General features: G+C 68.2%; 25 protein-coding genes. 16 read left to right on the top strand and 9 right to left on the bottom strand.

From position 1 onward, the window contains the following. Positions 1–46: 46 nt before the first annotated feature. Complete coding sequence (locus OG207_RS35660; RefSeq protein ID WP_329104485.1) at positions 47–499, bottom strand: DUF4442 domain-containing protein; 453 nt, start codon at positions 497–499, stop codon at positions 47–49. Between the two features lie 96 nt (positions 500–595). Here OG207_RS35660 and OG207_RS35655 point away from each other — a divergent pair, with 96 nt between their 5' ends. Then, positions 596–1,633: a hypothetical protein gene (locus tag OG207_RS35655; RefSeq protein ID WP_329104483.1), complete on the top strand. Its 1,038-nt coding sequence runs from the start codon at positions 596–598 to the stop codon at positions 1,631–1,633. A gap of 66 nt (positions 1,634–1,699) precedes the next feature. Then, the gene (locus OG207_RS35650; RefSeq protein ID WP_329104481.1) at positions 1,700–3,031 is read left to right on the top strand and encodes an MFS transporter; all 1,332 of its coding nucleotides are present in this window, start codon (positions 1,700–1,702) and stop codon (positions 3,029–3,031) included. Positions 3,032–3,088: 57 nt separating this feature from the next. On the opposite strand, the gene OG207_RS35645 is transcribed toward OG207_RS35650, so the two are convergent. The 5 genes from OG207_RS35645 to OG207_RS35625 all read right to left on the bottom strand — a co-directional run bounded on the left by OG207_RS35645 (position 3,089) and on the right by OG207_RS35625 (position 7,101). Next, entirely contained in the window at positions 3,089–3,880 is a 792-nt protein-coding gene (locus tag OG207_RS35645; protein ID WP_329108125.1) for a spermidine synthase, read from the bottom strand. 100 nt (positions 3,881–3,980) lie between these two features. Further along, entirely contained in the window at positions 3,981–4,838 is an 858-nt protein-coding gene (locus OG207_RS35640; protein ID WP_329104479.1) for a patatin-like phospholipase family protein, read from the bottom strand. Between the two features lie 88 nt (positions 4,839–4,926). Continuing rightward, on the bottom strand, positions 4,927–6,108 hold the full coding sequence (gene tuf, locus OG207_RS35635) for an elongation factor Tu (RefSeq protein ID WP_329104476.1): 1,182 nt from the start codon (positions 6,106–6,108) through the stop codon (positions 4,927–4,929). Between the two features lie 89 nt (positions 6,109–6,197). Beyond that, positions 6,198–6,332 (bottom strand): hypothetical protein, encoded by a 135-nt coding sequence (locus OG207_RS35630; RefSeq protein ID WP_329104474.1) that lies wholly within the window; start codon positions 6,330–6,332, stop codon positions 6,198–6,200. A gap of 52 nt (positions 6,333–6,384) precedes the next feature. Further along, positions 6,385–7,101, bottom strand: a complete 717-nt coding sequence (locus tag OG207_RS35625; RefSeq protein WP_329104472.1) for a DNA alkylation repair protein — start codon at positions 7,099–7,101, stop codon at positions 6,385–6,387. 49 nt (positions 7,102–7,150) lie between these two features. On the opposite strand from OG207_RS35625, the gene OG207_RS35620 reads away from it, so the two are divergent. The 3 genes from OG207_RS35620 to OG207_RS35610 all read left to right on the top strand — a co-directional run bounded on the left by OG207_RS35620 (position 7,151) and on the right by OG207_RS35610 (position 9,376). Beyond that, positions 7,151–7,879 carry a TVP38/TMEM64 family protein gene (locus OG207_RS35620; RefSeq protein ID WP_329104470.1) on the top strand — a complete coding sequence of 243 codons (729 nt, stop codon included), beginning with the start codon at positions 7,151–7,153 and terminating at the stop codon, positions 7,877–7,879. A gap of 47 nt (positions 7,880–7,926) precedes the next feature. After that, the gene (locus tag OG207_RS35615) at positions 7,927–8,805 is read left to right on the top strand and encodes an undecaprenyl-diphosphate phosphatase (protein ID WP_329104468.1); all 879 of its coding nucleotides are present in this window, start codon (positions 7,927–7,929) and stop codon (positions 8,803–8,805) included. Positions 8,806–9,118: 313 nt separating this feature from the next. After that, positions 9,119–9,376, top strand: a complete 258-nt coding sequence (locus OG207_RS35610; RefSeq protein WP_402695780.1) for a transposase — start codon at positions 9,119–9,121, stop codon at positions 9,374–9,376. Positions 9,377–9,389: 13 nt separating this feature from the next. Here the strand turns inward: OG207_RS35610 and OG207_RS35605 are convergent, their stop codons facing one another. The 3 genes from OG207_RS35605 to OG207_RS35595 all read right to left on the bottom strand — a co-directional run bounded on the left by OG207_RS35605 (position 9,390) and on the right by OG207_RS35595 (position 12,001). Further along, positions 9,390–9,725: a hypothetical protein gene (locus OG207_RS35605; protein WP_329104466.1), complete on the bottom strand. Its 336-nt coding sequence runs from the start codon at positions 9,723–9,725 to the stop codon at positions 9,390–9,392. 1,207 nt (positions 9,726–10,932) lie between these two features. Next, positions 10,933–11,094 (bottom strand): hypothetical protein, encoded by a 162-nt coding sequence (locus OG207_RS35600; RefSeq protein WP_329104464.1) that lies wholly within the window; start codon positions 11,092–11,094, stop codon positions 10,933–10,935. 397 nt (positions 11,095–11,491) lie between these two features. Beyond that, positions 11,492–12,001, bottom strand: coding sequence for a helix-turn-helix domain-containing protein (locus tag OG207_RS35595; RefSeq protein ID WP_329104461.1), 510 nt, complete (start codon positions 11,999–12,001; stop codon positions 11,492–11,494). Between the two features lie 424 nt (positions 12,002–12,425). On the opposite strand from OG207_RS35595, the gene OG207_RS35590 reads away from it, so the two are divergent. From OG207_RS35590 to OG207_RS35540, 11 genes are all read left to right on the top strand, one after another. Further along, complete coding sequence (locus tag OG207_RS35590) at positions 12,426–12,818, top strand: hypothetical protein (protein ID WP_329104459.1); 393 nt, start codon at positions 12,426–12,428, stop codon at positions 12,816–12,818. Between the two features lie 138 nt (positions 12,819–12,956). Further along, the gene (locus OG207_RS35585; protein ID WP_329104457.1) at positions 12,957–14,261 is read left to right on the top strand and encodes a hypothetical protein; all 1,305 of its coding nucleotides are present in this window, start codon (positions 12,957–12,959) and stop codon (positions 14,259–14,261) included. A gap of 771 nt (positions 14,262–15,032) precedes the next feature. Next, the gene (locus OG207_RS35580) at positions 15,033–16,910 is read left to right on the top strand and encodes a phage tail tip lysozyme (protein WP_329104454.1); all 1,878 of its coding nucleotides are present in this window, start codon (positions 15,033–15,035) and stop codon (positions 16,908–16,910) included. Between the two features lie 193 nt (positions 16,911–17,103). Continuing rightward, entirely contained in the window at positions 17,104–18,087 is a 984-nt protein-coding gene (locus OG207_RS35575) for a hypothetical protein (protein ID WP_329104452.1), read from the top strand. After that, positions 18,084–18,785, top strand: a complete 702-nt coding sequence (locus OG207_RS35570; RefSeq protein WP_329104449.1) for a hypothetical protein — start codon at positions 18,084–18,086, stop codon at positions 18,783–18,785. The genes OG207_RS35575 and OG207_RS35570 overlap by 4 nt, the downstream gene beginning before the upstream one ends. A gap of 74 nt (positions 18,786–18,859) precedes the next feature. Then, positions 18,860–19,648, top strand: a complete 789-nt coding sequence (locus tag OG207_RS35565) for a hypothetical protein (protein ID WP_329104447.1) — start codon at positions 18,860–18,862, stop codon at positions 19,646–19,648. After that, positions 19,645–20,355 (top strand): hypothetical protein, encoded by a 711-nt coding sequence (locus tag OG207_RS35560; RefSeq protein WP_329104445.1) that lies wholly within the window; start codon positions 19,645–19,647, stop codon positions 20,353–20,355. The genes OG207_RS35565 and OG207_RS35560 overlap by 4 nt, the downstream gene beginning before the upstream one ends. Positions 20,356–20,418: 63 nt before the next feature. Beyond that, positions 20,419–20,943 carry a hypothetical protein gene (locus OG207_RS35555; RefSeq protein WP_329104443.1) on the top strand — a complete coding sequence of 175 codons (525 nt, stop codon included), beginning with the start codon at positions 20,419–20,421 and terminating at the stop codon, positions 20,941–20,943. Next, a complete protein-coding gene (locus OG207_RS35550) occupies positions 20,943–21,986 on the top strand; it encodes a hypothetical protein (protein WP_329104441.1) in 1,044 nt (347 codons plus the stop codon). Before OG207_RS35555 ends, OG207_RS35550 begins: the two co-directional genes overlap by 1 nt. Before the next feature lie 94 nt (positions 21,987–22,080). Continuing rightward, positions 22,081–24,618, top strand: coding sequence for a relaxase MobL (gene mobL / locus OG207_RS35545; RefSeq protein WP_329104439.1), 2,538 nt, complete (start codon positions 22,081–22,083; stop codon positions 24,616–24,618). Positions 24,619–25,051: 433 nt separating this feature from the next. Then, positions 25,052–26,818, top strand: coding sequence for an AAA family ATPase (locus tag OG207_RS35540; RefSeq protein ID WP_329104436.1), 1,767 nt, complete (start codon positions 25,052–25,054; stop codon positions 26,816–26,818). Positions 26,819–26,928: the final 110 nt, after the last annotated feature.

Raw genomic sequence — 26,928 nt, 5'->3', positions numbered from 1 at the left:
TAGAAGGTGCCGGCCCGTGGCCGCAGGGGTTGGCGTCCGCCGGTCGTCACGCGTTGGGACGCAAGGTCCAGACGACCGTCATTTCGCCGGTCACGGCCTCGTCCTCGCGCTGGATGGCGATGGTCACGGGGAACTCGGGGCGGCCTCCGGCGTCGAGTTCGGCGATGACATCCGCGGCCGGGCGGCCGAGGGTGGCGGTGGCGGTCACGACGCCCTTGGCGAGCTTCTTGTAGCCGATCTCGGCCTTCACGGCGAGCGGGACGGCGCGCGAGAGCTGGTCGCCGAAGGCGGCCAGGACGATCGCGCCGCTCGCGGACTCGGCGAGGGTGAACATCGCGCCGGCGTGCGGGCCACCGACGTGGTTGTGGTAGTCGGGCTGGTCCGGGAGCCGGACGACCGCGCGCTCGGGGGTGGTCTCCAGGAACTGGAGGTTCAGGGTCCGGGCCATCGGTACGGTCGCGGCGAGCAGTTCGCCCACGTTCATCTGATCTGCGCTCATGGAACGCGATGTTACCCGCGAGTAGTCCTCGTTGACCAGGGCTCGCAAGGGGGCGGCCGTGGCTCCCCACGGCCACGGCCACTATCGTTACCGGCCATGTGGCCAGGACAGCAGCAGCCGCCCGGGGGCGAACAGAACCCTCAGGACGCGCAACAGAACCCGTACCAGCAGCAGCCGGGACAGCCGGGACAGCCGAACCCGTACCAGCAGCAGCCCGGTTACGGATACCCGCAGCAGCCGGGGTACCAGCAGCCCCAGGGCGTTCCCGGCCAGCAATGGGGCCCGCCCCAGATGCCCCAGCAGCCCCAGCCCACCGCCGCAGCCGGCGGCGGCGGTAGTTCGTACTCGACCAAGACCGTGGCGATCGTCGCCGCGGCCGCCGTCGTCGTGGTGGCCGCCGCGACCGGCGCGTTCGTGCTGACCCGAGACGACAAGAAGACCGAGGCCGACGGCAAGCCGGCGGCCAGCCCCTCGGCGCCGGCCTCCGAGTCACCCGCCCCGGCCGGCAGCAGCCCGAACCCGCGGGCCGGCGGCAACGCCCAGCCCGTCATCCCGGGCTGGAAGGTCGTGGTCAACACGAAGTACAACGTCAGCTACGACGTGCCCCCCGAGTGGAACGTCCACGAATCCGGCGGGATCCTCTCCATCTCCGACGAGGTGAAGAAGGATGGCAGTCCGATCATCACGATGACCGGCACCGCCACCCTCAAGGAGGAGTGGTGCACGGTCGACAAGGACGCGGACGGCAGGGTCGAGAAGTTCTCGGTCGCGGACACCGGCGTCAAGGGCGGCCAGGGCGCCAAGGACACCGCGCAGGTGGCGACCGACAACACCGGCGCCTGGGTCTGGGCGGCCTTCGCCCAGAAGGAGCCCAAGGGGACGGTGAAGGTGGAGGCCGCCAAGGAGTTCACGACCGCCTCCGGGATCAAGGGCCACACGGTGGTGGCGACCGCTCCGAACCTGAAGAAGGAGCACAAGTGCTCCACCGACGGCAAGGCGGTCGGCTTCGGCTTCAAGAACGCCGTCGGTGACTTCGCCAGCTTCGTACTCATCACCGCGGCCGGCGTGAAGGACGAGGTTCCGACCGAGATCTCCGACAAGGTCCTCAGCTCCATCCGGCTCACCACCCCGTGATCCCGCGTCCCGCCCCGAGCCGGCAATCCGTTTGGATTCTCGGCCCGGGGCGGGGATAGTCCCTGGGTGAGCTCTCCCCGCACCGCAGCACCCCGTACGCCCGCGAACCGCCGCCGACCCGACTGGGCCGGCCGCAACTACAGCCTGCTCACGGGTGCGGCGATCATCACGAACCTGGGGAGCCACGGAGCGCACATCGCGGCCGCCTTCGCGGTCATGGACGCCGGCGGGTCCGTCGGCGACGTGGGCCTGATCGCGGCCGCCCGCACGCTGCCGCTCGTCCTCTTCCTGCTCATCGGCGGCGCCCTCGCCGACCGGCTGCCCCGCCACCGGGTGATGGTCGCGGCCAATGTCGTGAACTGCCTCTCGCAGGCCGCCTTCGCCGTCCTCGTCCTCACGGGCGAACCCCAGCTGTGGCAGATGATGCTGCTCACCGCGCTGTGCGGCACCGGTACGGCCTTCTTCAATCCCGCGGCCGAGGGCATGCTGCTCTCCACCGTCTCCGGCGAACACTCCAACCGGGCCTTCGCGCTCTTCCGCATGGCGATGAACGGCGCCGGCATCGGCGGCGCGGCCCTCGGCGGAGCGATGATCGCCGTGGTGGGCCCGGGCTGGGTCCTGGCCGCCGACGCGGCGGCCTTCGCCGTCGCCGGCGCCCTCCGGGCCTTCCTCGACGTCAGCCACGTGCCCGCCCGGGTCCCCGGCGGCGGCCTGCTGTCCGATCTGCGCGAGGGCTGGGTGGAGGTCCGCAGCCGCCCCTGGCTGTGGAGCATCGTGCTCCAGTTCTCCGTCGTGGTGGCCGTCGTCGGCGCCGCCGACGCGGTCTACGGACCACTGGTCGCCCGGGAGCAACTGGGCGGGCCCGCACCCTGGGGCGTGGCCCTGGCCTTCTTCGGCGTCGGCACCATCGCCGGAGCGGTCCTGATGATGGCGTGGAAACCGCGCCGGCTGCTGCTCGTCGGCACCCTGTGCGTGTTCCCGCTGGCACTGCCTTCGGCGGGACTCGCCGTGCCGCTGCCCGTATGGGGGCTGTGCGCGGTGATGTTCGTCAGCGGCGCCGCGATCGAGGTCTTCGGCGTGAACTGGATGACCGCGATGCACCAGGAGATCCCGGAGGAGAAGTTCTCCCGGGTCACCGCCTACGACTGGTTCGGCTCGGTGTCGATGCTTCCCGTCGCCACCGCCCTGGCCGGGCCCGCCGAAGCGGCCTTCGGGCGCACCCAGGCCCTGTGGGGCTGCGCGGTCCTGGTCATCGTGCCCACCGCGCTCGTCCTGCTGGTCCCCGACGTCCGCCGCATGACGCGCAGGGCACACGGCAAACCCGTCGCCGGAGCGGCCTCGGCCCCTACGGCCGCGGCCCCGGCCGAGCAGACGCCCGCCGGCGCCGTCGGCCACTGACGCGCCGTCGGCCACTGACGCGCCGTCGGCCACTGGCGCACCGTTGACCCCGGCCGCTCACCCCAGGCTGAACGCACCCTCCGGCGGCGCCGGGGAAGGGGCCGCGTCCGCGTCGGCCACCGGCGCCGCACCCTTCCTGAACCGGGCCAGACCGTCCCCGTACTCCACCCTGGCGGGAAACGCGTCGGCCGCGCACCTCCGGGCCAGCGCCCCCACCTCCAGCGGAGCGTCGGAGGCCAGCAGTACGGCGTTCCCGAACCGCCTCCCCCGCAGCACCGCCGGTTCGGCGAGCAGCGCCAGCTCCGTGAACGCCTCGGAGAAGTTGGCCACCTGCGCCCGCAGGAAGTCGAAGGGCGCGCCGTCGGCCAGGTTCGCCGCGTACAACCCGCCGGGCCGCAGCACCCGCGCGGCCGCCCGGGCGTACTCCACCGACGTCAGCTGCGCCGGCACCCGCGAGCCGCCGAACACATCGGCCACCACCACGTCCGCGCTCGCCGCGGGCGCGGCCTCCAGCCAGGCGCGGGCGTCGGCGGTGTGCACGGTGACCCCGGAGTCCACCGCGAGCGGCAGGTGCCCGGCCACCAGGTCGACCAGGCCCGCATCGAACTCGACGACCGTCTGCCGGGAGCCGGCCCGGGTGGCCGCGGCATAGCGCGGCAGGGTGAGCGCGCCGCCGCCGAGGTGCAGGAGGTCCAGCGCGAGCCCCGGCTCGGCGGCGCAGTCCAGTACGTGCGCGAGGCGGCGCACGTACTCGAACTCCAGGTGCTGCGGATCGTCCAGGTCCACGTACGACTGCGGGGCCCCGTCGACGGTCAGCAGCCAGGCCCGGTCCCGGTCCACGTCCGGCATCAGTTTGGCGGTGCCCTGGCCCACGTCCCGGACGACCGGGATCTGTTCGTCGCTCACCGCTCCATTGTCCGACAGCGGTCGGACGGGTTTCGAACAGCCGTCAGGCAGCCCCGACCGACCAGACCGCCGCCGCCTCCGCCGCGTGCTCCTCGGCCTGTGCCAGGCCCGCCCGGGCCGCCGGGTCCCGCCGCGCCGGATCCAGCACGTTGCGCCCGAAGGCCTTGCGGGCCGCCGGCGACGGGGTGATCAGCAGGACCCGCGCCCCCGCCGCCCGCAGACGGTCGGCCTGCACGGACGGCGAGGGCACCAGTGCGGAACCGAGCGAGATCGGGGCGAGGATCGCCACCCGGTCGTAACCGGCGGCGAGGTCGGCATTGGTGGCGGAGCGGATCCCGCCGTCGATGAAGCGACGACCCGCGACCGTCACCGGCGGCCACACCCCCGGTACCGCGCAGCTCGCCGAGACCGCGTCGAGCAGCCCGCAGCCGCTGCCCCGCTCGAACGCCTCGAGCTCACCGGTGAGCGCGTCCACCGCGGTGACCACCAGCCGCCGCTCGGGCCATTCGTGGGAGACCAGCCGGGCGGCCAGGACCTTGCGGCGTTCCGCCTCCGAGCCGGTGTCCGCGGCCAGGGCCATGGCTCCCACCCGCCTGCGGTAGGCGGCGGCGTCGCTGCGTGAGCGCGCCATCGCCAGGGCGTACCGGGCGATGACGGCCGCCCCCAGCTTCGCCACGGGTTCCGCCGAGGCGTCGCCCAGCTGGCGCTCGTACAGCTCCTGCACGCTGAGCAGTCCGGAGGTGAGCTGGGCACCGACCACCGAGCCGGCGGAAGTGCCGACCACCAGGTCCGCGGTGGTCAGGTCCACGCCCGCGCGGGCGAGCCCGTGGAGCATTCCGCACTCCCAGCCGACGCCGGTCAGTCCGCCGCCGCCGAGCACCAGTGCCGTGTCGCCGCCCATCTCCGCCCGCCCCTTCGCGCATGCCTGTGGTGACGGCAGTCTGGCCGAGCCGTCCTGCCGCCACCACAGTGGGGTGCCGATCGGGCGTTCAGCCCAGTACGGCCGTCACCGTCCCCGCGCCCACGGTCCGCCCGCCCTCTCGGATCGCGAAGCCGAGCCCGGACTCCAGCGGGACGTCACGGCCGAGCTCGACGGTCATGGTGACCGTCTCCCCGGGCCGGGCCACGGCGACCTCCCCCAGGTCCACGTCCCCCACCACGTCGGCGGTGCGGATGTAGAACTGCGGCCGGTAGCCGCTGGCGACCGGTGTGGTACGGCCGCCCTCGCGCCCGGAGAGCACGTACACCTGAGCGGTGAAGCGGCGCTGCGGCGTCACGCTGCCGGGCGCGGCCACCACGTGCCCGCGGCGCACGCCGTCGCGCGGCACGCCGCGCAGCAGCAGCGCGACGTTGTCCCCGGCTTCGGCGGACTCCATCGGCTTCCCGAAGGTCTCCAGCCCGGTGACGACCGTCTCGGCCGGCTCGCCGTCGCCGCCGAGGACCGCCACGCGGTCCCCGAGGCGTACGGTGCCGCGCTCGACGGCGCCGGTCACGACGGTCCCGCGTCCGGTGATGGTCAGCACGTTCTCCACCGGCAGCAGGAACGGCGCGTCCGTGTAGCGCACCGGGGTCGGTACGTAGGTGTCCACCGCGTCCAGCAGCGCCTGGATCGCCTCCGTCCACCGCGGGTCGCCCTCCAGCGCCCCGAGTCCGGAGACCCGTACGACCGGCGCGCCGTCACCGCCGTATCCGTGCGCGGTGAGCAGCTCGCGGACCTCCAGCTCGACCAGGTCGGTCAGCTCGGGGTCGCCGGCGTCGGCCTTGTTGAGCGCCACGACGATGTGGTCGACGCCGACCTGCCGGGCGAGGAGCACGTGCTCGGCGGTTTGTGGCATGACCCCGTCGAGCGCGGAGACGACGAGGATCGCGCCGTCGAGTTGGGCGGCGCCCGTGACCATGTTCTTGATGTAGTCGGCGTGACCGGGCATGTCCACGTGGGCGTAGTGCCGGGTCTCCGTCTCGTACTCGACGTGCGTGAGGTTGATGGTGATGCCGCGCCGGGACTCCTCGGGGGCCCGGTCGATGCGGTCGAAGGGCACGAAGGAGGCGCCGCCGTGCTCGGCGAGGACCTTGGTAATGGCGGCGGTGAGGGTGGTCTTGCCGTGGTCGACGTGACCCATGGTGCCGATGTTGAGGTGCGGCTTGGTGCGCACGAAGGCCGTCTTGGCCATGGTTGATTCCCGTGTCTGGAAGCTGGAACGGGACCCCGAGGTCGAGCCGACCCTCCCCCTGTGGGGTCCGCCGGACGATCCGGGAAGGGTCAGCTTCGTGCGCCGTCGAACGCGGCGAGGACGGGTGCGTGGGCGGGTGCGCCTGCCGGTGCGCCCGCGTTGACGGCAGCCTTCGGCGCGTCCGCGACTGCGGACCGCACTGCGAGGAAGGCGTACCGGTTCATGCCCCTGATCCTGCCGGACGGTCCGGGGCGCGTCGAACGAATTACGGCGCGGTCAGATGTTCTTGAGCGCCTCTCGCACGGACAGGGGGGCCAGGGAGCCGCGTTCGGCCTCGACGAAGGCGCGGACCGCTTCGGGGTCCGTCTTCGCGTACTCGCGCAGGGCCCAGCCGATGGCCTTGCGCACGAAGAAGTCCGGGTGGTCGGCCCGGCGGCGGCAGTAGGCGAAGAGCCGTCCGGTGTCGGTGGCGGACTTGAAGCGGAGCTGGTGGAGCAGCGCGGTGCGGGCGAGCCAGAGGTCGTCGTCCTCGATCCACTCGTCCATCACGTCCGCGAGTTCCGGGTCGGCGGCCACCAGGGGGCCGACCGTGTGCGCGGCCAGCAGGTCGACGGTGTCCCACCAGGGGACGGTGACGACCAGGTGCCGGGCCACCTGCAGGAAGCCGGCGGAGCAGCGGGAGACGTGGCGGCGCAGGTAGTCCACCGCGAAGTAGTGGTACTCGCGTTCCGGGAGCTGCCAGCAGCGCAGCGCGAGCGCCGCACAGTCCGCCTCGGAGGGTCGTGGAGTGTCCTTGGTCACGGTCTTCGACAGGTCCCGGCGCAGCGGGGTGGGGATGCCGAGGAAGGGCGCGACGTCCTTCATGTACGCGGCCATGGACCGGGCCCGCACGGGATCGGCGGCCGCCGCGTACGCCCCGGTCAGTCGCTCCACCAGGGTGTCCGCGAGGGCGCTGCGGGGAACCCGCGGGGGTCGCCGGTCGTTCGACAGCATGAGGCCCAGATTACGGCGCACCGCCGTATACGTGGGCTAGTCTCCCGGGATGTCCCTCCTCCTCGCGCCGCGGACCCGGCTGGCGGTGCTCGTCGTGCTGCTCGTCGCGGCCGGCGTGTGCGTGCTGCTGTACGAACCCCAGCGCATCCTCTCGGAGGGCTGGCCCCCGGGGCTCCCGGTGGGCACGGCGGTCCTGCTGTTCGCAGCCGCGTACGGTGTGTGCACCGCTGCCTTCGTGCCGCGCCCCCTGCTCAATCTGGCCGCGGGAGCCGTCTTCGGCACCCAGTTCGGCCTTGTCGCGGCGGTCGGCGGCACGGTCCTCGGCGGCGCGATCTCCTTCGGTCTGGCCCGGATCCTGGGCCAGGAGGCTTTGCGACCGTTCCTGCGCGGGCGCTGGCTCCAGGCGGCCGACGGCCAGCTCAGCCGGCACGGTTTCCGCTCGATGCTCGCCGTCCGGATCTTCCCCGGACTGCCCTTCCAGGTGGCCAACTACTGCGCCGCGGTGTCGCGGTGCGGCTGGGTCCCCTTCCTCCTCGCCACGGCGATCGGTGTCGTCCCGAACACGGCCGCGTACGTGGTCGCGGGGGCCAGCGCCGCCTCCCCCGGATCGCCCGCGTTCCTCGTCTCCTTCGGTTTCATCGTGGTCACCGTGGTGGGCGGCGCGGTCGTCGGATGGCGCAAGCGGCACCGCCTGGTACCCCCTCGGACGCCGGCTCCGGTGCCCGAGCCGACGCCCGAGCACCCCCCTGTGGTCAGTGGCGCTTCGCACGGGCCATAGCATCGGACGGAACTGCCCGACGATCACAAGGACGAGCGCACCCCGACATGAGCTGGTTCGAATCCCTAATCCTCGGTCTCGTCCAGGGGCTTACGGAGTTCCTCCCGATCTCCTCCAGCGCCCACCTGCGGCTGACCGCGGCGTTCGCCGGCTGGCACGACCCAGGAGCGGCCTTCACCGCCATCACCCAGATCGGCACCGAAGCCGCCGTGCTGATCTACTTCCGCAAGGACATCGCGCGGATCGTCTCCACCTGGTTCCGCTCGCTCTACACGAAGGCCCTGCGCTCCGAACAGGACGCCAAGATGGGCTGGCTGGTGATCGTCGGCTCGCTCCCGATCGGCGTCCTCGGCCTCGTCTTCAAGGACGCGATCGTGGGCCCGGCGCGTGACCTGCGCCTGACGGCCACCACCCTGATCCTGATGGGCATCGTGCTCGGCGTCGCCGACCGACTGGCCGCCCGCGACGAGGAGGGCGGCCGCCACCGCGCCATCCGCGAGCGCAAGACGCTCCAGCAGCTGGGCGTCAAGGACGGTCTGATCTTCGGCGTCTGCCAGGCGATGGCCCTGATCCCGGGCGTTTCCCGGTCCGGCGCGACGATCTCCGGCGGTCTGCTGCTCGGCTTCACCCGCGAGGCCGCCGCCCGTTACTCCTTCCTCCTCGCGATCCCGGCCGTGCTGGCCTCGGGGGCGTTCGAGATCAAGGACGTGGCGGAGAACCCGGGTCACATCTCCTGGGGTCCGACGATCTTCGCGACGGTGATCGCCTTCTTCGTGGGCTACGCCGTGATCGCCTGGTTCATGAAGTTCATCTCGACCAAGAGCTTCATGCCCTTCGTGATCTACCGGATCCTCCTGGGCATCGTGCTGTTCGTGCTGATCGGCACGGACGTGCTGAGCCCGCACGCGGGTGAGTCCGGGTCCTGATCCCGGGCCGCGCATGGAGCACCATCCAGCATTTCCCAGCGCCTGACCGCATCACCACGCCATGATCATCCCCCTCTCGTCTCCCACCTGGGAGGCAGGACGCACTCCCCCGACGGCGTGCGCGTCCGCAAGTCGAGGGATGACACGGAAGGGCCCGCACGGCAAGCCGTGCGGGCCCTTCCGTACGACGTGCGCCTCCGTCTGCTCCCGCGGGACGGCACGTACGCCCCGAGGGCCTCCAGGGGCCCCGTGGCGGTTTCCACGGTCACGGTGGCCACCCGGGCTCGGAAGGTGGTCCAACGGCTAGTAGTGCCTGGGCCGCTCGCGCGGCGGGTTCACGACCAAGCTCCACCTGAGCGCGGATGGCCGCGGCCGTCCGCTGTCCCTGATCGTCACACCAGGGCAGCGAGCGGACTGCACCCAGTTCAAACCGGTGCTGGAGAAGATCCGCGCACCTCGGCTCGGGACGGGTAGGCCCCGTAAGAAGCCGGACAGCCTCGCCGCGGACAAGGCCTACGTCTTCCTCGGCACGGTCACGGCAGCGAGCCTCGTCATCTGGCTCCGTCCGTGACCGACGACAGCTCCTAGGAACTCTCCTCTGTCGGTCGGATGTTGTGGGCCACGATGAGCTGAGCCATCCGTTGCAACCGATGCCAGACCTGAGGGTTGTCATCCTCAGCGAGCTCGGGAAGGACCTTCTCAAGCTGGTTGAGGATGAGCCTCACAGTGGCCATCCCCTTCTCGTGGAGGGAACCGTCGTTGGCGACCCACGTGTACGTGCAGCCCTCCAGCCTGGTGTCGAGCGACACCAGATCGACGCCCATCACCTCAAGGTCGTTCCACCTGGGGTTCCACGGCTCGTTCCGATGTTCCTCCTGCAGACACGCAACCATGGCTACAGGGTCTTCAGCAGCATCCATGCGTCACATCATCGCGCGAGGCGGGACACGATCATCACTCCCCGCTCCCGAGTGCCCTGGGGAGGCCACGGGAAGGTCACCGTGTAGCCGGCCCGCTCGAACTGCTTGGCCTGGAACTCATACCCCACGCTCCGCGCCGTCTCTGCGAGCCCGTCCACGCCCTCGCCGGAACCACCCCGCCGAGGAGTCGGCCGAGTTGCGCCATCGAGGGCGGAGCTCGGTGGCCGTTGTCGGTGCGGGCCCGTGCGATTCATCCATGCCCTCGCCCGCCAGGCACCTCACGGTCGGCTGCGCCCTGCTGCCGCGCGGATCAACACGGCGATCCGACGACTCATGGAGGAGCCCAACACACCCCGGCGCGCGGCGGAGTACCAACGGCTCCCGGTTGAACGGTAGAAGGCCACCCGGGTCGACATGGTCAAGGCGGCGCAACGCACGAGCACCCGCCGAGGCGTGGGCACAGCCATCGGCGGGGAACTTCTCGGCAGAGGGTTTGGGCTGATGGAACTGCACCGGATCCATGCGCCCTGCGATCCTCGCGACGTCGCATCGGGGCGTCGGTGGTCAGGCTCCGGCAGCCGCCCTGGTGTCCGAGAGTTGGCCGGGCCGTGGACCGCAGCCCGAGAGTCTGAGCTGACCGAACGGCGTGGCCATGGCCGATTGCGGGCGGCCGGGGCTGGTCCGGATCACCAACTGGTCTTCGTGGACCGGGTGCTGGTGATCTTGGTGGTGTTGCGCTGGGCGCTGTCGCACGGGGTGCTCGCGGCGCCGTTCGGAGTCTCGCCCTCCACGAGCGAGGAGCAGGGTCGGGAGCGGTGGCCCGGGGCGATCCGCCCAGGCCGGGTGCACGATGTCACTACAGTACGCACCGAGGGCACAGCCGAGGAAGAACTGACCGCGAGGGCAAGGCCCATCGGCTGCCGAGGTCACGAATAGCGAGCCGAACGCATGGGCCCAGTCCTGGGAGACCGGGGCTGCGCTCCGGGTACGCAGGCCCAGGTGGCCGTCTCCTCATCCGTTGGATTGACTACATCTCTGATCGCTACCCGTGGCGCGCTCATCCGGACGGCGAGGCGAGGTTGCCGATGTCACGCTTGACCACCGGTTCGCTCCGGGGCAGAAGCCTCTGATCCCCAATGCCCGTCAAAGCGGACCAAGCCCAACAAGAACCCCGGCTCATCGGGCAGTTGCTGTGTGTGACCTCAGGTCAGCGCAGGCCATCCGTGTCGTCGAACTCTTCGCCGATTGGGAGTGTCCGATCGTCGTCCCCCGGGTCCTCGCTATAGACGACCGAGGAGACCGCACTGTCGTATGCCTCGTCGAGGCCGTTCCCGCTTGCGCCGAGTATGTTTTCCCAGTCAATTCCCATACCTACGATCCTATCCGCACCGCCCGACGGTCTCGGCGATGCAAGACACTGCGGCCGTGCGGCTGCACGGCCTTGAGCTACATCTGATCGACGGATCCATGGGCCCGTGGCCGGCCGAAGGCCAACCAGGACGATGCGCGTCGGCGGACGGTCATGCGGCAGCCGTACGAGGGCCAACTCGACGCGCACGTCTTCGGCGCCGCCGGCCACGCGGGGCTGATCAGCAGCGCGGACCTTGGTCGTCCACTCCTTGCTGCGGGCGACGCCCCCACGGTCATGTCGCCCAGGTAAGGCGGAACACGCGAGCACCGGGGAGATCACGCAGTCCGGCCGATGGCGGAAACCGAGACGGTGAACGTCTACGACCGGAGGTTCAACCCGACCGCCCGCAACAGCGTCATGTGCCTAGGCCTGCACCCTCTCCGGCCGGCTTGTTGCGGACAACACGCATCCGGACGTCGAGAGAGGCCTGGGGCGCAGGGCCGAGCTCGTGGTCGCCGGCGGTTTCAGGGTTGACGCTCCGCGCGTGAGAGCGGAAGGCCTCCCGCTCGGCGGAGAGTTGCTGGATGGTCTGGGTGATCCGGTGGATCTTCTGCCGCAGCCTCTCCTGCTCCTGCTCGGCGATGGCGAGCTCGGCGAGCTGTTTCTGGATCTCAGCCTCGTTTGCCCGGGCGTAGTTGTCGCTGACCAGTGTGATCAGCGGAACCCCGAGAGCCTCGGCAGCGGTGACCGCCTCGTCGAGTCTGACCGCACGGGTCTGCTGCTCGATGCGCGTGATGGCGGTGGAGTCAACGTTCGTGCCGAGCAGTGCGGCCATACGGCGCGCTAGCTCTGCCTGGCTGATGCCGAGGCGTTCGCGCTCTTGACGAAGCCGGCGGGCGAAAAGGTCACCGGGCAGTGGGTTCATGGCGGTTTGGCACTTCCTGGTCAAGATCGCGATCGACGGGGGTAGGTGGGGGCGGCCCACCTCGGAATCGAGCTGGCCAGCGTCGCGGCAGTGCTAGATCAGCACATCATACATCTCGCACTGCGGATTCCACAGGCACCCGCCGCACCTCCACGGCCACGCGCCGCAACGTCGACCCACCCCACTTCCGGGCCTCTTTCAGCAGTCTATCGATAGACCCTAGCGCGCCCCTACGCCCTACCATTCGAATGGTGTAGATTGACCACTCAAGATGCACACGTATACGAGTCAGCAAGAGGAGTCGACGGATCCCGTCGATGACTTCAGCTCCTATCGCCACCTGCCGTGGTAGGCAGTCCGAGCTTGCTGCCTTGCGACTCGACGTCACGTCACTGAATGAATCGAAAGGCGAGAGGAAAGAAGTATGCCGAACACCTACGGGGCAGCCGTCCTCACACAGGCATCCCTGCCGAGCGCCGCCTGGGACCTGACCAGCTTCCTGACGAACGCCAAGTCCCAGGTCCAGCTCTGGGGAGGCTCTGTACTCATGCTGCTCGGTGTTGTCGGCCTGGTCTGGGGCGGCGTGCTCTTGATCAAGAAGCTGATGGCCAACCCGCAGTCCGCTGGCCAACAGCAGGGCTGGGGCACGATCGCGCTCCTCATCCTCGTCGGCGGAGCTTTGAGCACCGGCGGGTGGACGCTGATCTCGACGATCGGCTCCGGCGGCCAGAAGACCATCACGGATCTCGGCGGCGCCACGGTGATCGTGCAGACCGTCGACCAGCTCAGCGGATTCCTGAGCGGCCCTTCCAAGTAGGAGGCCGTCACGGACTGCGCACACGAACGGTGACAAAGGCATCGAGCGAACCGGGTCGGTTGAGGCGCCAGGCCTCTTCCGACCCGGTTCGCCATATCCGGGCTCACGGCACGGTGCACGCGCGAAAGAGAGCAGAACATGGGGATCAAGGACAAGGCGCTGGCCTTCAGTAGGAAGTTCAAGCTTGACTCGCACCACGCGATCGAGCGTTTCGGGGTGTTCTTCAGCATCTTCGCGGTCACGGGCGCGATCACGATCAGCGCATCAGGGGTCTCGGCATACCAGGCGGAGCGTGACTCGCTGTCGCAGACGGCGCTGTACACCAGCGACTTCAAAACGTCGAAGACGAATCTCGAAGGCACCGTAGACGGGGTCTACACCAACGAGAGCGGCAACAAGGCGCTCGTGATGATGCACTTCAGCCCGACCGCTCAGATCTCGTACAACGCCGCGGACTACAGGGCGTTCCTGCTCGGGTCGGACACCTCGCTCAACACCGAGCCGGTCAGCACCAGCGGGATCAAGGGCTCCCTCTACGCCTTCGGCTCGACCGGCTACATCGGGGTCCTCCTGAACGCCGACCGGCCCTTCGACCGCCAGGTGTTGAATCTGACGGTCCGTGCGAATGCCGAACTCACCACGCCCAAAGCGGAGCAGAAGCAGAGCAGCGGAAAGCTGGCCGGCGACGAGACCTTCTCCAAGTACGACCAGTGGCGGGTCTTCTTCAACCCCGGCGCGTCCGGGGTCCAGAAGATCGCGGCGCTCAACGCTCCGACCTTCGATCCCGCGCAGGCCTACTACGGGGTCGCACTCAAGGCGAAGGAGACCGAGGCCAGGAACGCCCTGGACCAGAAGCTCGTCGAGATGCGCGCGAATCTGACGCAGATCCGGTCTTATACGTCCGACCTGCAGACGACGAAGATCGACGGGTTGTTCCTGCGTCCGCCGACCGTTCCGGCCTCGATCGCCGCCGACAAGATCACGGGTGCCTCCGCAACCGAGGCAAAGGACGGCGTCTCGACGCTGGCGCTGCAGACCAAGCACGTCGCCCCCGGCGGCTTCGACCTCAACTGGCGTACGGGCAACGTCTACGACGGCTACCTCGATGCCCTGACGCCAGCCGGACAGAGCTACGCCCAGCTCTTCACCAAGAAGCGTGACGAGGGCTCAGATCCGACGAGCCAGCAGATCTCGGACATGCAGTGGATTCTCTCGGACGGCACCAGCCTCACCAAGGACTACCAGTCCTCTGACGTGACGATGCGTCCGCTCATGAACATCATGAACAACCTTTCACAGGCCTATCAGAACTACTCAGGGAACAAGTCCAAGTACCAGTCGGATCTCTCCCTCGACCTACTCCGACTGGACGTGAGCCTGCGAGACGTGCAGTCCAACAGCACCATTCGCGACGACAAGGACTTCCTCACAACGCTCCACTGAGTGCGGCGGGGAAGTGTCGCACCCTGCTACCTGGATTGAGCCGGAAAGGAAAACAGCATGGCCGCCGACCAACCGAATCGGAGCTCCAAGAAGGGGACGACGAAGGACCGGCCGGACACGTCGGTGAGTCAGGGGGTACCTCGGCAGGGTCGCGGGGCCAAGAGCCTCGGCCACAAGGAGGGCATCAGGAAGCCTCCGGAGGGCAAGGCCACCGGGCTCAAGCAGCTCCCGGGGCGGGAAGCTGATCCTTCCGGTCCTTCCGACCCTTCCAATCCTTCCGGTCCTTCCAATCCTTCCGGTCCTTCCAGTCCTTCCGGTCCTTCCGGCGCGGCGAACATTGCGCCGAAGATCCCGGAGGCTGGGCCGAAGACGTCGGGGGCTGGGCCGAAGACACCGGACAGCGCAGGCACCACAGGCAAGACAGCCGGGGCCGCAAATGCCGGGGCAACGATCCGCCCTTCTGCGCCATCGGGTGCGGCGAACACTGCACCGAAGAGGTCGGGGGCTAGGCCGAAGACACCGGACAGCGCAGGCACCACAGGCAAGACAGCCGGGGCCGCAAATGCCGGGGCAACGATCCGCCCTTCTGCCCCATCTGATGCGGCGAACACTGCACCAAAGATCCCGGAGGCTGGGCCGAAGACGTCGGGGGCTGGGCCGAAGATACCGGACAGCGCAGGCACCGCAGGCACCGCAGGCACCGCAGGCACCGCAGGCACCGCAGGCAAGACAGCCGGGGCCGCGAATGCCGGGGCAACGTTCAAGCAGGGTATGAACGGCGTCGCCGGGAACCTGGCCGGAGGCGCGACCCAGAAGGCGATCGAAGGAGACGGCAGCAGCGCGACCCGTCGTAACGTCGGGCGTTACGCGGGAGCTGCTGTCTCCGGTGCCGTGGCCGGCGCACAGGCTGGCGGGCTTCCGGGAGCCGCCGTTGGCGCAGCGAAGAACGTCGCTGTCGAGGGGGCCCAGGACGCGGTCAAGGGCGTGTCCAAGGCCACCGGCGGCAGCCCGGACGCCAAGCCGGCCGACCAGCGCGAGCTGGGTGTCGGCGGCACGGGCTACGAGCGCAGTGCGACGAAGGACGACGAGGGCCTGGGCTCGAAGGCGGCCAAGGGCGTCGCCGTCGGCGGTGGTGCGGCGGCTGCTCCGCCAGCCGTGGGCGTAATCATGGCCATGGCCTTACTGAACTGGCTCAAGTCCATGTTCTTCGCAGCCATGGCGATGGCCGTCAACGCCGGGAAGCTGCTGTGGATGCTCATCGTCAACGTCGTCAAGGCGGTTGCTCACGCGATCGCTGCGCCGTTCATGGCGATCGGCAGCTTCCTGGCCAAGGGGGCCGGCGCGATCCTGGGCATCACCGTCACTGCGACGATGGCCCCTGTAGCGGCAGCGCTGTCGGGTGTGGTCGCGATGACCGCCACCGTGGCCCTGCTGGGCACGGTCTTGACCGGTGTCCTCAACTCGACGGCGTTGACCGAGGGACGCATCAACGCGAACAGGGCGGCGTGCGTCGTCAACGCGGGTAGCGTCGGCAACGGTTCCGGTGCCACCGTCCCGGCGGACGTGGAGAAGAACGCCAAGGAGATCTACTCGGTACTCAGCAGCTGGGGGATGCCGAAGGCGAACATCGCGGGCATCCTCGGAAACTGGTCGCAGGAGTCTGGGATCGACCCGACGAGTGTGCAGAACTTTCCGACGGGGACGTATGCCATGACCGCCGCGAAGGCCAGCGCCGCGCAGAACACGGACAACGGTATCGGTCTCGGGCAGTGGACGTTCGGCCGCAACACGCTGCTGCGCCAGTACGCGAACGGCAAGGGCGTCGACTGGTTCACGATCAAGGCCCAGTTGGCCTTCATGGTCGATGGTGACAACCCGGGCGACGTTGCGGTCTTCAAGGACATGCTCAGGAAGTCGCAGGGCTCGCCGCGTGCGGCAGCGCTGCACTTTCACGAGAACTGGGAGCGCTCCGCTGACGGCGCGGCCGGGATCTCTGCACGAGGCGACAAGGCCGAGATGTGGTTCGGCAAGATGAGCGGCTGGTCGGTCGACAGCTCGATCGTGGGTGGCGTCGAGGACATCGTCGGCGGGATCATCGAGAACATAGCGAACGGGATCGACACGATCCTGGGAAACTGCACCTCCACCGGCAGTTCTGTCTCGCTGAAAGACGGCGGGATGACGCAGGAGGAGGCCCAGGCCCTCGTCGACCTCTTCAACAAGGAGGGCGACAAGTTCCTCGACGACCGGTACGGTCCGGGCGGCGGCCCCGGTTCCTGCGGCGACAACCACGCAATGAACTGCGTGAGCTTCTCGACCTACTTCGTGAACAAGTACACGACGTTCCAGGCCTACCCGGCCGGTGATGGCAAGCAGACGGCCTACTCGATCGCACAGGGGACCGGCAAGACGATGCTGTCGACCCCTGTCCCCTACTCGGTCGGGTCCGGGCCGGGGTCCACTCCCGTCGGCCACACCCTCGTGGTGCTCGGCGTCCAAGGGGACAAGGTCATCGTCGGTGAGGCTGGCTACTGCGCCTACATGGGCCGGGTCCGCGTCGACAGCGCAGCGCGGCTGGCTGCCGAGGGCTGGAAGTTCGTGGACATGTCGGATGCGATGCTCACCTCCGACAAGATCAAGACGGCCTGATGCGCGGCATCTGACCTGGGAGGAAGAAGCCGGTGCTCGGCGATCCGGGCACCGGCTTCTTCGTGTCCGAGTCAGGCCCGCGCGCCAGTCCCACCTTCGATGCCCTCACTGAATGGATTCAGACTCGGCCGCGAATGGCTTTTGATATAGGCTCGAGTCGTTTATGAGGACAATGCGGAGTGAGGAGCGTTCCGTGACGACACCCCCTGACGAGTCCGAGAGCACCGGATCGGAGCGGGAGAGCGAGTCGATGCCCGAGAAGAAGCCCGCGGCATCGAAGACGCACACGAAGGTCACCGGAGTTGAGCTCGAAGAGCGCTTCGCGGGCTGGATGATGCGCCAGCGCGAGAAGGGCCAGGCCCGCGCCCCAGCGGACAACGCGCGCCTGCTCCGCCGTGGCCTCACCGCGGTGATGAGTACCGGGATCCTCGCCCTGGTCGTCGCTACGGGCGTGACCGGAGAGAGCTTCAAGGCGACCACAGCGGACAACGAGGCCCGGATCGTCCAGCTCGAGGAACAGTTGGACGATGCCCAGTCCACGCCCGTGAAGGCGGACGCCGGCGCGCAGTTGTCGAAGCTCGCCGAGGCGGCAGCCGCCGACGCGAAGAAGGTCGCGGCGGGCGAGCAGACCTTCGCCACGCTGTACCACCAGGCCAGTGTCCAGCCCAGCACGAACAACGGGGCTCCGAACCAGGCCACGTTGGAAATCGTCGAGCACCGACGGGACCTGGCGCCGCTCTTCGGCAAGGACTCCTTCCTCGTCAGCGACAAGGAGGCGTACAGCACCTCGTCACTGACGCCGTTCGATGCGACCACCGAGATCGATCCGCGCCACGCCTGGTACATCCGCTATGACGGCGAGAAGGCAGCCGCCCCGAGCACGTACGCATGGAAGGTCGAGACGGTGATGCCCGATCTGAGCGTGAAGGGCGGCCCGGGCGCGACGAACCAGGCAAGGGTCGTCTGGCTGTGCCGGGACACGACGAGCGGCGAGGTGCTCGCCTGGGCGAGCGCGCGCTACGTGCGCAACGGCACGGCGGGGGCCTTCGACCACTTGGCCCTCGTGGTAACCGCCGCCGGGGCTCAGTACGAGAACCCGGCGGTCAAGATGCCGGCCGGGTCCGGAGTACCCGAGCTCAGCGGCACGGGCACACAGGAGGAGGGCGGGAAGCGATGACGGAGCAGACGGCAGCACCCGCGCGGCGGGGATTCTTCCGGCGCAACATCTCGGTCCTGGGGACGGCAGCGGTCCTCGCGGTCGTCGCGACGGTTGGCGGAGCGACCTGGAGCAGCCAGCACGCGGCCGTGGTTGAGCAGGAAGCCCGGATCAACGATGTCGAGGGACGTCTGGCGGCAGTCCAGAAGAGTCGCGCCGAGCAGGCGAACGCGGACGTCATGGCGGCCCTGGGTGTCAGCCAGAGCCGGCTGAGCACCGACGGTGAGCGCATCAGGTCGCTGCTCTCGATGGTCTTCACGTGGGACTCGGGGCAGAGCTACGAGGCTGCGCGCGAGAGACTGAAGAGTCGGTTCGACCTCACCGAGAACGAGATGTTCCTGAAGTCGTTCATGCCCCCGTCGAGGTTCAACGAGGATTCCCAAGGGCGGCGCTACTACTACATCGACACGGTTGGCCTGAACTCGACCCTCGGCGCGGATCCGGACATAGAGGTCATCGACGCCAAGGCGGGCGTCTACACCTACGCCGTCCTTGCCGACGTCGAGGCCACCTCCGACGCGACGTCCCAGAACAAGGCGAGCAAAGCCAGCGTCACGGCGCACCGGCGCGCGCTGCTCTTCGTCACGGTCGACGCCCAGGGCAAGGTCTCGAACCTCTCCGGCGTGCCGGCGAGCGGCGAGACTCGCCATTCCAAATGACTCACACTCCCTTTCGACTCGCCTCGCTGATAGAGTTGCGCTGATATTCGAGTGGAACGGTGAGTTGAGGTCTAATGGCATCGACACAGGCCGAGGAGTCGAGCGGGTCCACGGTACGCAAGACGCGCTTCGTCGCGACGTCCGGGTCCTCGCAGGAGGGCGCGGACGCTCCTGAGCACACGGAGCCCGCGGGCATCCTGCGCAAGCCCACCCTTGCGGCCGGCCTGAGCATGGGTGTCGGCGCACTGCTGTGCTTCGTACTCTCCGCAGGAATCTCCGGCGGCCAGAGCGCGGCGCGCGGTACGGCCGTACCGGAGATGTCCTCTCTGCAGGAGCAGATCAGGATCACCGAGGCGAAGACCGCGGCGCTACCGAAGGTCGGCGACGCCGAGCGTGGTCTGACCACGGCCCTGACGGCGGCTGGTCAGGTCGCGAAGCTGCAGAACGACTACCGCTACCTGACGCCCAACGTGGCGGCAGCCGGCGGCAAGCTCGACGCGGCGACGTCTCAGTCGACGCTGCGCAACCTCATCCCCTACTTCGCCCCCTCGGTACACCAGGGAGACCTGGGCCCGTGGTACCTGCTCGCCAGCGACAAGGACGTACCAGCCGGCGTCGGGATCCCCATGAGCTTCAACTCCGGCTTTGAGTGGGCCGTCCAGGCGCCTTACCTGGTCAACGACGACGGCACCATCGCGGTGACCTGGCTGGCGATGGAGACCAGGACCGGTGCGGGCGAGAAGCCGGCGGTGCTGGCCTGGGCCCGCGCCGACTACGACCTGGTCCGCAACGCCTTCGTGAACATCCAGACCGGTACGACGGCCACGGGCGAGGCTCTGGAGCAGGAGGTGAAGGCACCGTGAACGAGGAGACCAAGGACAAGTTGCGACTGCACGCCGGGAGGATCCTGCTCGGCGGCACCGGGGCGCTGCTCGCGCTCTCGGTGGTCACGCTCGGAGCCAGCCTGCTCAGCGACGCTCCGGCTGCGTCGGACGTCCAGGACGACGCGGTCGTTCAGAAGCTCGAAGGCAACCTCAGCGACGCCCAGACCGAGCTCGCGGCACAGCACACGGCGCTGCTGGCCCAGCTGCCGGGCGTGGACATCGAGCGGGTGAACCGTGACAGGACGACGGGCCGGTCCCTTCTGCTCGGCCTCACGGACAGCTCGGCGACGAGCCGGACCGTCAAGGAGCAGCAGGCGCTACTCGACGCGCGCTACGGCTTCCTCGACCACGAGTCCCGGGTACTGACCGAGTTCGTGCCCGAGTGGATGACTGCGACCGGAGCCACGAAGGGCGCTGGGACGACGTACGCGCTTGCTGATCTGGACGTCCACGTGAGTCGGGTGCAGGGCCTGAACTACTCCTACACGGGGGTGGCCCGTCTCGATCCGGTCCGCGTTGGCCCGACTCAGAGCAGCACTGCCAAGAGCGAGTTCGTGGTCCTCACTTACTCCACCTCTCAGGACGGCACGGCGACGTCGCTGGACGCCTACCGGGCCTCCAGCAAGACCCGCGACGCCCTCGTCGGCGCCAGCGAGGAACAGTCCTCCCCCAAGCCGAAACGGTGAGCGGAGCGCCCACCGCTTCGGCACGCACCCCAGAAGACCCCTACGAAACGTAAGGACACGAACATGTCGACTCAGGCCCTGGAGAAGACCGAGACGACTGTCCCGACGAGCACGGCCGCGGCGGCGAGGAAGACCACGGCGAAGCCCGAGGAGGAGCACGAGGATTCGAAGCTGCGCACCGGATGGCGGCGCCTGGCTCCGAAGAATCAGGCCGGTAGGTTCTCCGTCGTGGTGTGGGCGGGGTTCTTCCGGGCCGTCGTCCTTCTCGCCGACTATCTGCTGGCATTCATCACGGCCGTGGTCATCCTCCCGCTACTGGGCGCGTGGCTGCACCAGCAGTCGGGCGCATCCCGGGGTGCGCTCAGCGCGGATGGAACCATCGCCATGTGGCTGATGCCGCTCCTCTTCCTGGTCGTACTGCTCGCGGCGGGCGAGATCGTCGTGATGCGCGGCATGTGGCGCTGGGCAACTCGGATGATCGCGAAGATCCAGGACGCCCGGGGCGAGGCGACCGGGGCCGACGTCACACCGAAGTCCACGACCAGGCCCACCCACACGAACAAGACCAACCGCAAGAGGAGCAAGTGATGCGTACCGCAGGACTGACGATGAACGACGTATGGGCCCACCGCGTCCTGCGTGAACGAGGAGTGGAGACGTACCGGCTGGAGGGGGTGGTCGCCGAGCTCGGCGTCATGGTCGAATCGCTCGACCTCAAGCATCGGGGCGTGGAGGAGAACTATCGTCCGTATCTGCACATGACGGGCGAGCTGCGCTCGGTCACCCCGGCCGAGGCCCTGCCGTTCGGTATCTCCCAGGTGACCTACTCCCCCGGCCAGGGCGAGAAGGTGGACGCCTTCTACGAGTTCGACGACCAGCAGCTGGTGGTGCTGGCCGGCAAGGGATACTTCACGAGTGGTTTCACCGTGCCCGAGCAGGTCACCGGGATCGAGTGGGAGCTGCCGGCCACGGCGGACATGCTTGTCCTCGCTCCGTCGGAGGTGCAGACCGAAGGTGACGTGCCCGTGGTCTTCGCCCAGATCCACGGCATCGGGGGCTTGGAGATCGATCTCGAGTCCAGCGGCTATGACCTCGCCGGCTACTTCGCCGACCACTCCAAGAACGGCGTCCCGCGGGCCGAGGCCGTAGTCGATGCACGTGGGCTGAAGTCGCGCTCGGACGCGATCAACCTGCTGTTCACCGAGGACGAGCTGGGCCTGGACACCGAGGTCAAGCAGGTCGTCGGAGCGCCCGTGCCCGAGGCAGCGCCGGTCGCTGACGGCATGAACGCACGCTTGCGGCAGATCGAGGCGGAGATCGCCGCCGAACGGGAACGGTACAAGACCGAGCGTGCGAGCACCGAGGGCACCACGGAGAACCTCTACCGGGAGCGCGTGGCTGCACCACTGCACAGGGCTGAAGAGGAGAAGGTGCCGTCCGCTTCCTCGGTTCCGACCCGTGAGGCGCAGCGCGACCTGAACCTGGATCCCGACCTGGAGGCGGAGGAGCAGGAGACACGCCGACGTGAGGTCAAGCCCGTTCCGAGCCTGGACGAGCGCAAGCTCCAGGTGGCCCAGCGTGCGGCCGATCTGGACTTCGGCGTTGACGACGAGCAGAGCTTGGGCTCCTGAGGACGGATCAGGCATGACGTGCGCGGCCCCGGGTGCTGGCGGACAGCAGCCGGGGCCGTAGTGCATCGGTAGCGAGACGGGAAGGAGAGCGACGATGGGCCTGAAGCAGGACATCGTGATCGTGAACGAGTTCAGCGTGCCGCTGCCCGGTGGCAAGGGATCGCGCGGCGCGACGCCGGGCGACTACGTCACCCGGTACATGGCCCGCGCGCAGGCGACGGAGTCTCTGGCTCCGATCCAGCGTCTGCGCACCGACGACTTCATCCTGCGCTACACGGCGCGGGAGTCCGCCGTCGAGCGCGTCGGCATCTCGCGGGGTGCGACGAAGCACGAGATGCGCCAGGCCCAAGGCGACGGCGGCGTGGCTTTCGGCTACGGCTCGGTCTCGCTCTCGGACGAACAGCTCAAGGCGGCCAGCAAGGACATCCAGCGCTACTTCGACGCGGGGCACACCGTGTTGAAGACCGTGCTGTCCTTCGACGAGGAGTACCTGCGGAAGCAAAAGATCGTCGCCGATGACTTCCACTGCGAAGCCCGCGGTGACTACCGCGGCCACATCGATCAGATGAAGCTGCGCATGGCGATCATGTACGGCCTGGAGCGGATGAGCTCGGGCACCAGCGGCTTCGACGACCTGCGGTACGTGGGGGTCATCCAGGTCGACACCGAGCATGTGCACTGCCACCTGGCCATGGTCGACGGCGGCCGGGGCCAGGTGACGAAGAACGGCACACAGCGGGGCAAGCTACTGGACCGGCACAAGTTCCGGCTCCGCCGCGGCGTCGATGCCTGGCTCGACGAGAAGCAGGCGGTGGCTCACCTCTCCAGCGCCGTCGGCTACGAGCGGCGCAACGTCACCACCTTCATCAAGCGGTGGGCGCACGAGCGAATCCGTGCCGAGTCTCTGCCGCAGTTTCTGCTCGCCTGCCTGCCTGTGGACCGAACGCTGTGGCGCGCCGGCTCGAACGACGCTCGCATGCGCAAGGCGAACCAGCTGGTGACCGAGCTCGTGAAGGAGCAGCTCGAACGTGCTGGGTCCCCGATGCCGGAGGCCATGGGGCGCATCGTCGACCACGCCAACGAGCGCCGCGCGAAGGAGTCCCTGAGCGCGGAGGAATGGCAGGAGCTGGTCGAGCAGGGACGTACGCAGATCACGGAGCGCGCCGTCAACGGCATCTACCAGATGCTGCGAACCATGCAGGAGTCGGAACTGCGCGTGCGCACGCCGATGCTCGAAGTCATGGGGATGGACTATCAGCAGATGGCAGCGCTGGCTGCAGATCGTCAGGTCGACCACGGGAACACGGAAGCCGATCTGGTCTCCTTCGGCTTCCGGCTGCGCAGCTACGCCTCACGTCTGCAGCATCACCGGGAGAAGGTCAAGGTCTATCGCGATCTCGCTCACCAGTGGGAACGGGCCGACAAGGCCGGTGTTGCCGCCGAGGATTCGCGCCCGCTCTACGACTTCTATCGCTTCGAGGAGGACTACCACTGGAGGCTGATGGGCAAGTACCGGCACTTCCTACCCTTCGTCGGGGATGCAGGCGCGTGGCACGAGCAGCAGCAGGACGTGGCGGCTTACGGCCAGCGGCTGCTCTCGCTCATGGCCCTGCGCGCGGATGCCTCTCTGCAGCGGACGAAAGACTCCGAGGAGGCCGAGAATCTGGGCCGGACGATCTACGATCAGCCCGGCGGCAGGCTCCTGACCGAGGGCAAGCGCGGCCTGGCGGTGCTGGACGCGCGCATTCGGACGATGAAGCAGTCCTACGACCAGAAGCTGGACGGCCTCCGGGCCGATCTCGCTTCCTCCGGCCTGGTGCTGCGCGTGGGGTCGAGCGCCGAGGACCGGGCGAGTACGGAGACCGACGCGGTCAGCACGGACTTCAAGGTCGTCGTCAGTGCCGCGTATGACTTCGACGAGGTCAAGGGCTTGGATCTACACCACCTGGGCTACGACTTCGTCACCGACGTCGCAATCGGGCAACGCGCACACCAGGCCTTCGTCGAGACGGCCAGGGATCGCCGACGGCTGCTGCTGGCGGCGATGGACTACCTGGACCAGTCCGGTCAGGCAGAGGCAATTCCCGATCTGCCGGTGAACGATGTCGCGGCGATGACACGGGTCTCCCGGGAGCTGATGCCCCAGCAGTCGGGCGAGGGATCCGGCTCGCTCGTGTTGCGTTCCCGAATCGCGGAGCTGCGCGCCGGGCGCGGGCAGGCCGAGCGGATGCGGCAATCCAAGGCTTCCTCGCTGGACGCCGGCCTCGTCGTGCGGGTCCAGGCCCGAGTCGATCAGGCTGTGACCACAGTAGATACCGAGATCGCCAAGGCCGCGGGGCCGAACACCGAGCCGATCCTGGACAAGGACGGCAACGAGGTCGGCACCGTCTACGACTTCAAGGGCAATGTGGTGCCCGCGACGCACGGCACCGGCCCGGTGGTCAACACCAAGTCCGTCGAGGCCTCCGACTTCAAGGTCGACAGCGAAACGCTGGACAACCAGTTCGCCTTCATGCGCGCAGCCCGCGATGCCCAGGCCGCGGCCAAGGAGTCACAGGCTCAGGCTTCGGCCCCCGAGATCGAGCGGGAGCAGGCAGCCGAGGTCGAGGTCGACCAGCCGACGGTCGGCTGAGACCAAGGTCGAGGCCGAGTTGACCCCTCGAAAGGCCCCTGGAACGACATCCAGGGGCCTTTCGGCTACACGGGACACGAGCGGGATGGGGCGACGAGCCATGACGGCTTCGCTGGAGCGCTATCGCGGGGCGCCTACCTGCCAGTCAGCTCACACCACCGAGAGCACTGATCGCGCGGCCGCCGGCTTCCGATCCAAGGCCCAGCCAGTGAGCGTTTCGACTACCAGCCCGAGCAGCCCCAGGCGCCGAAGGACAGCCAGCCCGAGTGCAGCGGGTGGGCAACCCTCGACCAGAGCGCAGAACGAAAGGACTCGGAATGCGCTCAACAACCCTTCCAACCCCCCATCAAGTGCCCTATCAAGTGCGACTCGTGATAGGTTTCGACTGATTTTCCAGTTGAATCATCAGTCCTGTCGAGAGGTCTTGTGTGGCATGTTTCAAGAGGTGCAGCTCAACGAGCGCTACCGGCTCCTGTCCAAGCTCTCGGAGCCACTGAAGAAGGCCGAGCGCGACATCGTCGGCCGCGAGCACGAGACGACACAGCTGCTGGCCTCGATGAGCCGTCCCGAGCTGTGCAACGCGCTCCTGTTGGCCGAGGCCGGCACGGGCAAGACGGCCCTGGTCCAGGCCACGATGCTGGTGGACAAGGACCGCCTCTACCTGGAGGTGGACCCAGCGCGCATGATCTCCGAGGCGGGCACCGCCGAGAACATGGCCGCGGTTCTCAAGGGCTTCTTCGACGAGGCCGAGGACTTCGTCAGGAACGAGAAGCACGAACTGATCCTCTTCATCGACGAGTTCCATCAGGTGGTTCAGCTCTCCGACGCCGCCGTCGAGGCGATCAAGCCGGTCCTCGCCGCATCGGGAACCCGCGGCATCAGGATCATCGCGGCGACAACCTACGAGGAGTTCCACAAGCACATCTCGCCGAACCAGCCGCTCGTCGAGCGACTGCAACGCATCAACCTGAACCCTCCCGACCAGTCGACGACCATCAAGATCCTGCAGGGCATGGCCGAACGATACGGGGTGGCCGACGAGTTCTACGACGACCACATCTTCCGGCAGATCTACGAGTACACCCAGCGCTACATGCCGGCCAGCGCTCAACCGCGCAAGTCGATCCTCGTGCTCGACTCCATGGTCGGCTGGTCTCGCCTGACGCACCGGCCGATGGACCGGGACCTGCTCTCGGACGTGCTCATGGAGACCCTGAACGTCAACGTGGCCTTCAAGGTCGACGGCGCGAAGATCAAGAAGCAGCTGGACGAGAAGGTGTTCAGCCAGGACTGGGCGACCAGCGCGGTGGCACGTCGCCTGCAGCTGGCGGTGGCGGACCTCAACGACAAGGGTAAGCCGATGGCGAGCCTGCTGTTCACGGGCTCCACCGGTGTCGGCAAGACCGAACTCACCAAGCAGCTGGCGAAGCTGCTGTTCGGCGATGACCAGCGGCACCTGATCCGTTTCGACATGACGGAGTACGCCGAGGACTCGTCATTCGCGGCCTTCCGCTCCGAACTCACCAAGCGGGTATGGGACCTCTCCCACGCCGTACTGCTCTTCGACGAGGTCGAGAAGGCCTCGGCGATGGTCACGCGCGTGCTACTGCAGGTGCTCGACGACGGCCGGCTCAACGACGACAACAACCGCGAAGTGAGCTTCCTCAACACATACATCGTCCTGACGACGAACGCCGGCACGGAGATCTACAAGAGCATCTCGCAGTACGCCGCCGACGACACCGGCTCGGGCAAACAGCTGATGGAGTACGAGAAGCTGATCCGCCGCTCCATCTCCTCGACGACGGGCGACAACCGGTTCCCGCCCGAGCTGCTGGGCCGCATCGACGCGATCGTACCCTTCCAGCCGCTGTCGCTGCCGACGCAGCAGAAGATCGTGCGAAAGAAGCTGCGGCAGATGGTGCAGGAGGTGTTCATCAAGCACAACGTGCGGGTCGACGTCGATGCGAGGGTCCTGCAGTACCTCATCGAGGACAAGGGTGACACCGACTCCGATGCCGGCGGCGCGCGTGCGGCCATGGCGAAACTGACCGACGAGGTCACCACCGCTGTGGCGACCTTCCTCAACGAGCACCCCTCAGAGCGACGGATCCGCATTGACGTCGTCGGCGACTTGGTCAGCGACGACAAAAACCTGCTGAGTTCCGATGCCCACATCGAGGTCAGTGCGGTGCGATGAGTCGGTCAAGGCAGGCAGGACCCAGTCGACTAACGAGTCGATAGCCCTTCGAGGTCTTGTAGTTGCCTACTCTGACAAGACGACGATAGGATGCTCATAAACCAGGCGGA

Origin of the sequence: Streptomyces sp. NBC_01439, from assembly GCF_036227605.1 — a bacterium.
GTDB lineage: Bacteria > Actinomycetota > Actinomycetes > Streptomycetales > Streptomycetaceae > Streptomyces.
Note: the sequence above shows the minus strand (reverse complement) of the source record. Positions and strands in the feature narration are given on the sequence as shown.

Bases quoted from the DNA above. Each gene is read 5' to 3' on its own strand.
- OG207_RS35565 (WP_329104447.1), top strand. From the start codon at position 18,860: ATGGCATCGACACAGGCCGAGGAGTCGAGCGGGTCCACGGTACGCAAG.
- OG207_RS35625 (WP_329104472.1), bottom strand. From the start codon at position 7,101: ATGCTGTCGAACGACCGGCGACCCCCGCGGGTTCCCCGCAGCGCCCTC.
- OG207_RS35640 (WP_329104479.1), bottom strand. From the start codon at position 4,838: ATGGGCGGCGACACGGCACTGGTGCTCGGCGGCGGCGGACTGACCGGC.
- OG207_RS35595 (WP_329104461.1), bottom strand. From the start codon at position 12,001: ATGAACCCACTGCCCGGTGACCTTTTCGCCCGCCGGCTTCGTCAAGAG.
- OG207_RS35555 (WP_329104443.1), top strand. From the start codon at position 20,419: ATGTCGACTCAGGCCCTGGAGAAGACCGAGACGACTGTCCCGACGAGC.
- OG207_RS35540 (WP_329104436.1), top strand. From the start codon at position 25,052: ATGTTTCAAGAGGTGCAGCTCAACGAGCGCTACCGGCTCCTGTCCAAG.
- OG207_RS35585 (WP_329104457.1), top strand. From the start codon at position 12,957: ATGGGGATCAAGGACAAGGCGCTGGCCTTCAGTAGGAAGTTCAAGCTT.
- OG207_RS35580 (WP_329104454.1), top strand. From the start codon at position 15,033: ATGAACGGCGTCGCCGGGAACCTGGCCGGAGGCGCGACCCAGAAGGCG.
- OG207_RS35615 (WP_329104468.1), top strand. From the start codon at position 7,927: ATGAGCTGGTTCGAATCCCTAATCCTCGGTCTCGTCCAGGGGCTTACG.
- OG207_RS35570 (WP_329104449.1), top strand. From the start codon at position 18,084: ATGACGGAGCAGACGGCAGCACCCGCGCGGCGGGGATTCTTCCGGCGC.
- OG207_RS35590 (WP_329104459.1), top strand. From the start codon at position 12,426: ATGCCGAACACCTACGGGGCAGCCGTCCTCACACAGGCATCCCTGCCG.
- tuf (WP_329104476.1), bottom strand. From the start codon at position 6,108: ATGGCCAAGACGGCCTTCGTGCGCACCAAGCCGCACCTCAACATCGGC.
- OG207_RS35620 (WP_329104470.1), top strand. From the start codon at position 7,151: ATGTCCCTCCTCCTCGCGCCGCGGACCCGGCTGGCGGTGCTCGTCGTG.
- mobL (WP_329104439.1), top strand. From the start codon at position 22,081: ATGGGCCTGAAGCAGGACATCGTGATCGTGAACGAGTTCAGCGTGCCG.
- OG207_RS35600 (WP_329104464.1), bottom strand. From the start codon at position 11,094: ATGGGAATTGACTGGGAAAACATACTCGGCGCAAGCGGGAACGGCCTC.
- OG207_RS35550 (WP_329104441.1), top strand. From the start codon at position 20,943: ATGCGTACCGCAGGACTGACGATGAACGACGTATGGGCCCACCGCGTC.
- OG207_RS35605 (WP_329104466.1), bottom strand. From the start codon at position 9,725: ATGGATGCTGCTGAAGACCCTGTAGCCATGGTTGCGTGTCTGCAGGAG.
- OG207_RS35655 (WP_329104483.1), top strand. From the start codon at position 596: ATGTGGCCAGGACAGCAGCAGCCGCCCGGGGGCGAACAGAACCCTCAG.
- OG207_RS35630 (WP_329104474.1), bottom strand. From the start codon at position 6,332: ATGAACCGGTACGCCTTCCTCGCAGTGCGGTCCGCAGTCGCGGACGCG.
- OG207_RS35660 (WP_329104485.1), bottom strand. From the start codon at position 499: ATGAGCGCAGATCAGATGAACGTGGGCGAACTGCTCGCCGCGACCGTA.
- OG207_RS35645 (WP_329108125.1), bottom strand. From the start codon at position 3,880: ATGCCGGACGTGGACCGGGACCGGGCCTGGCTGCTGACCGTCGACGGG.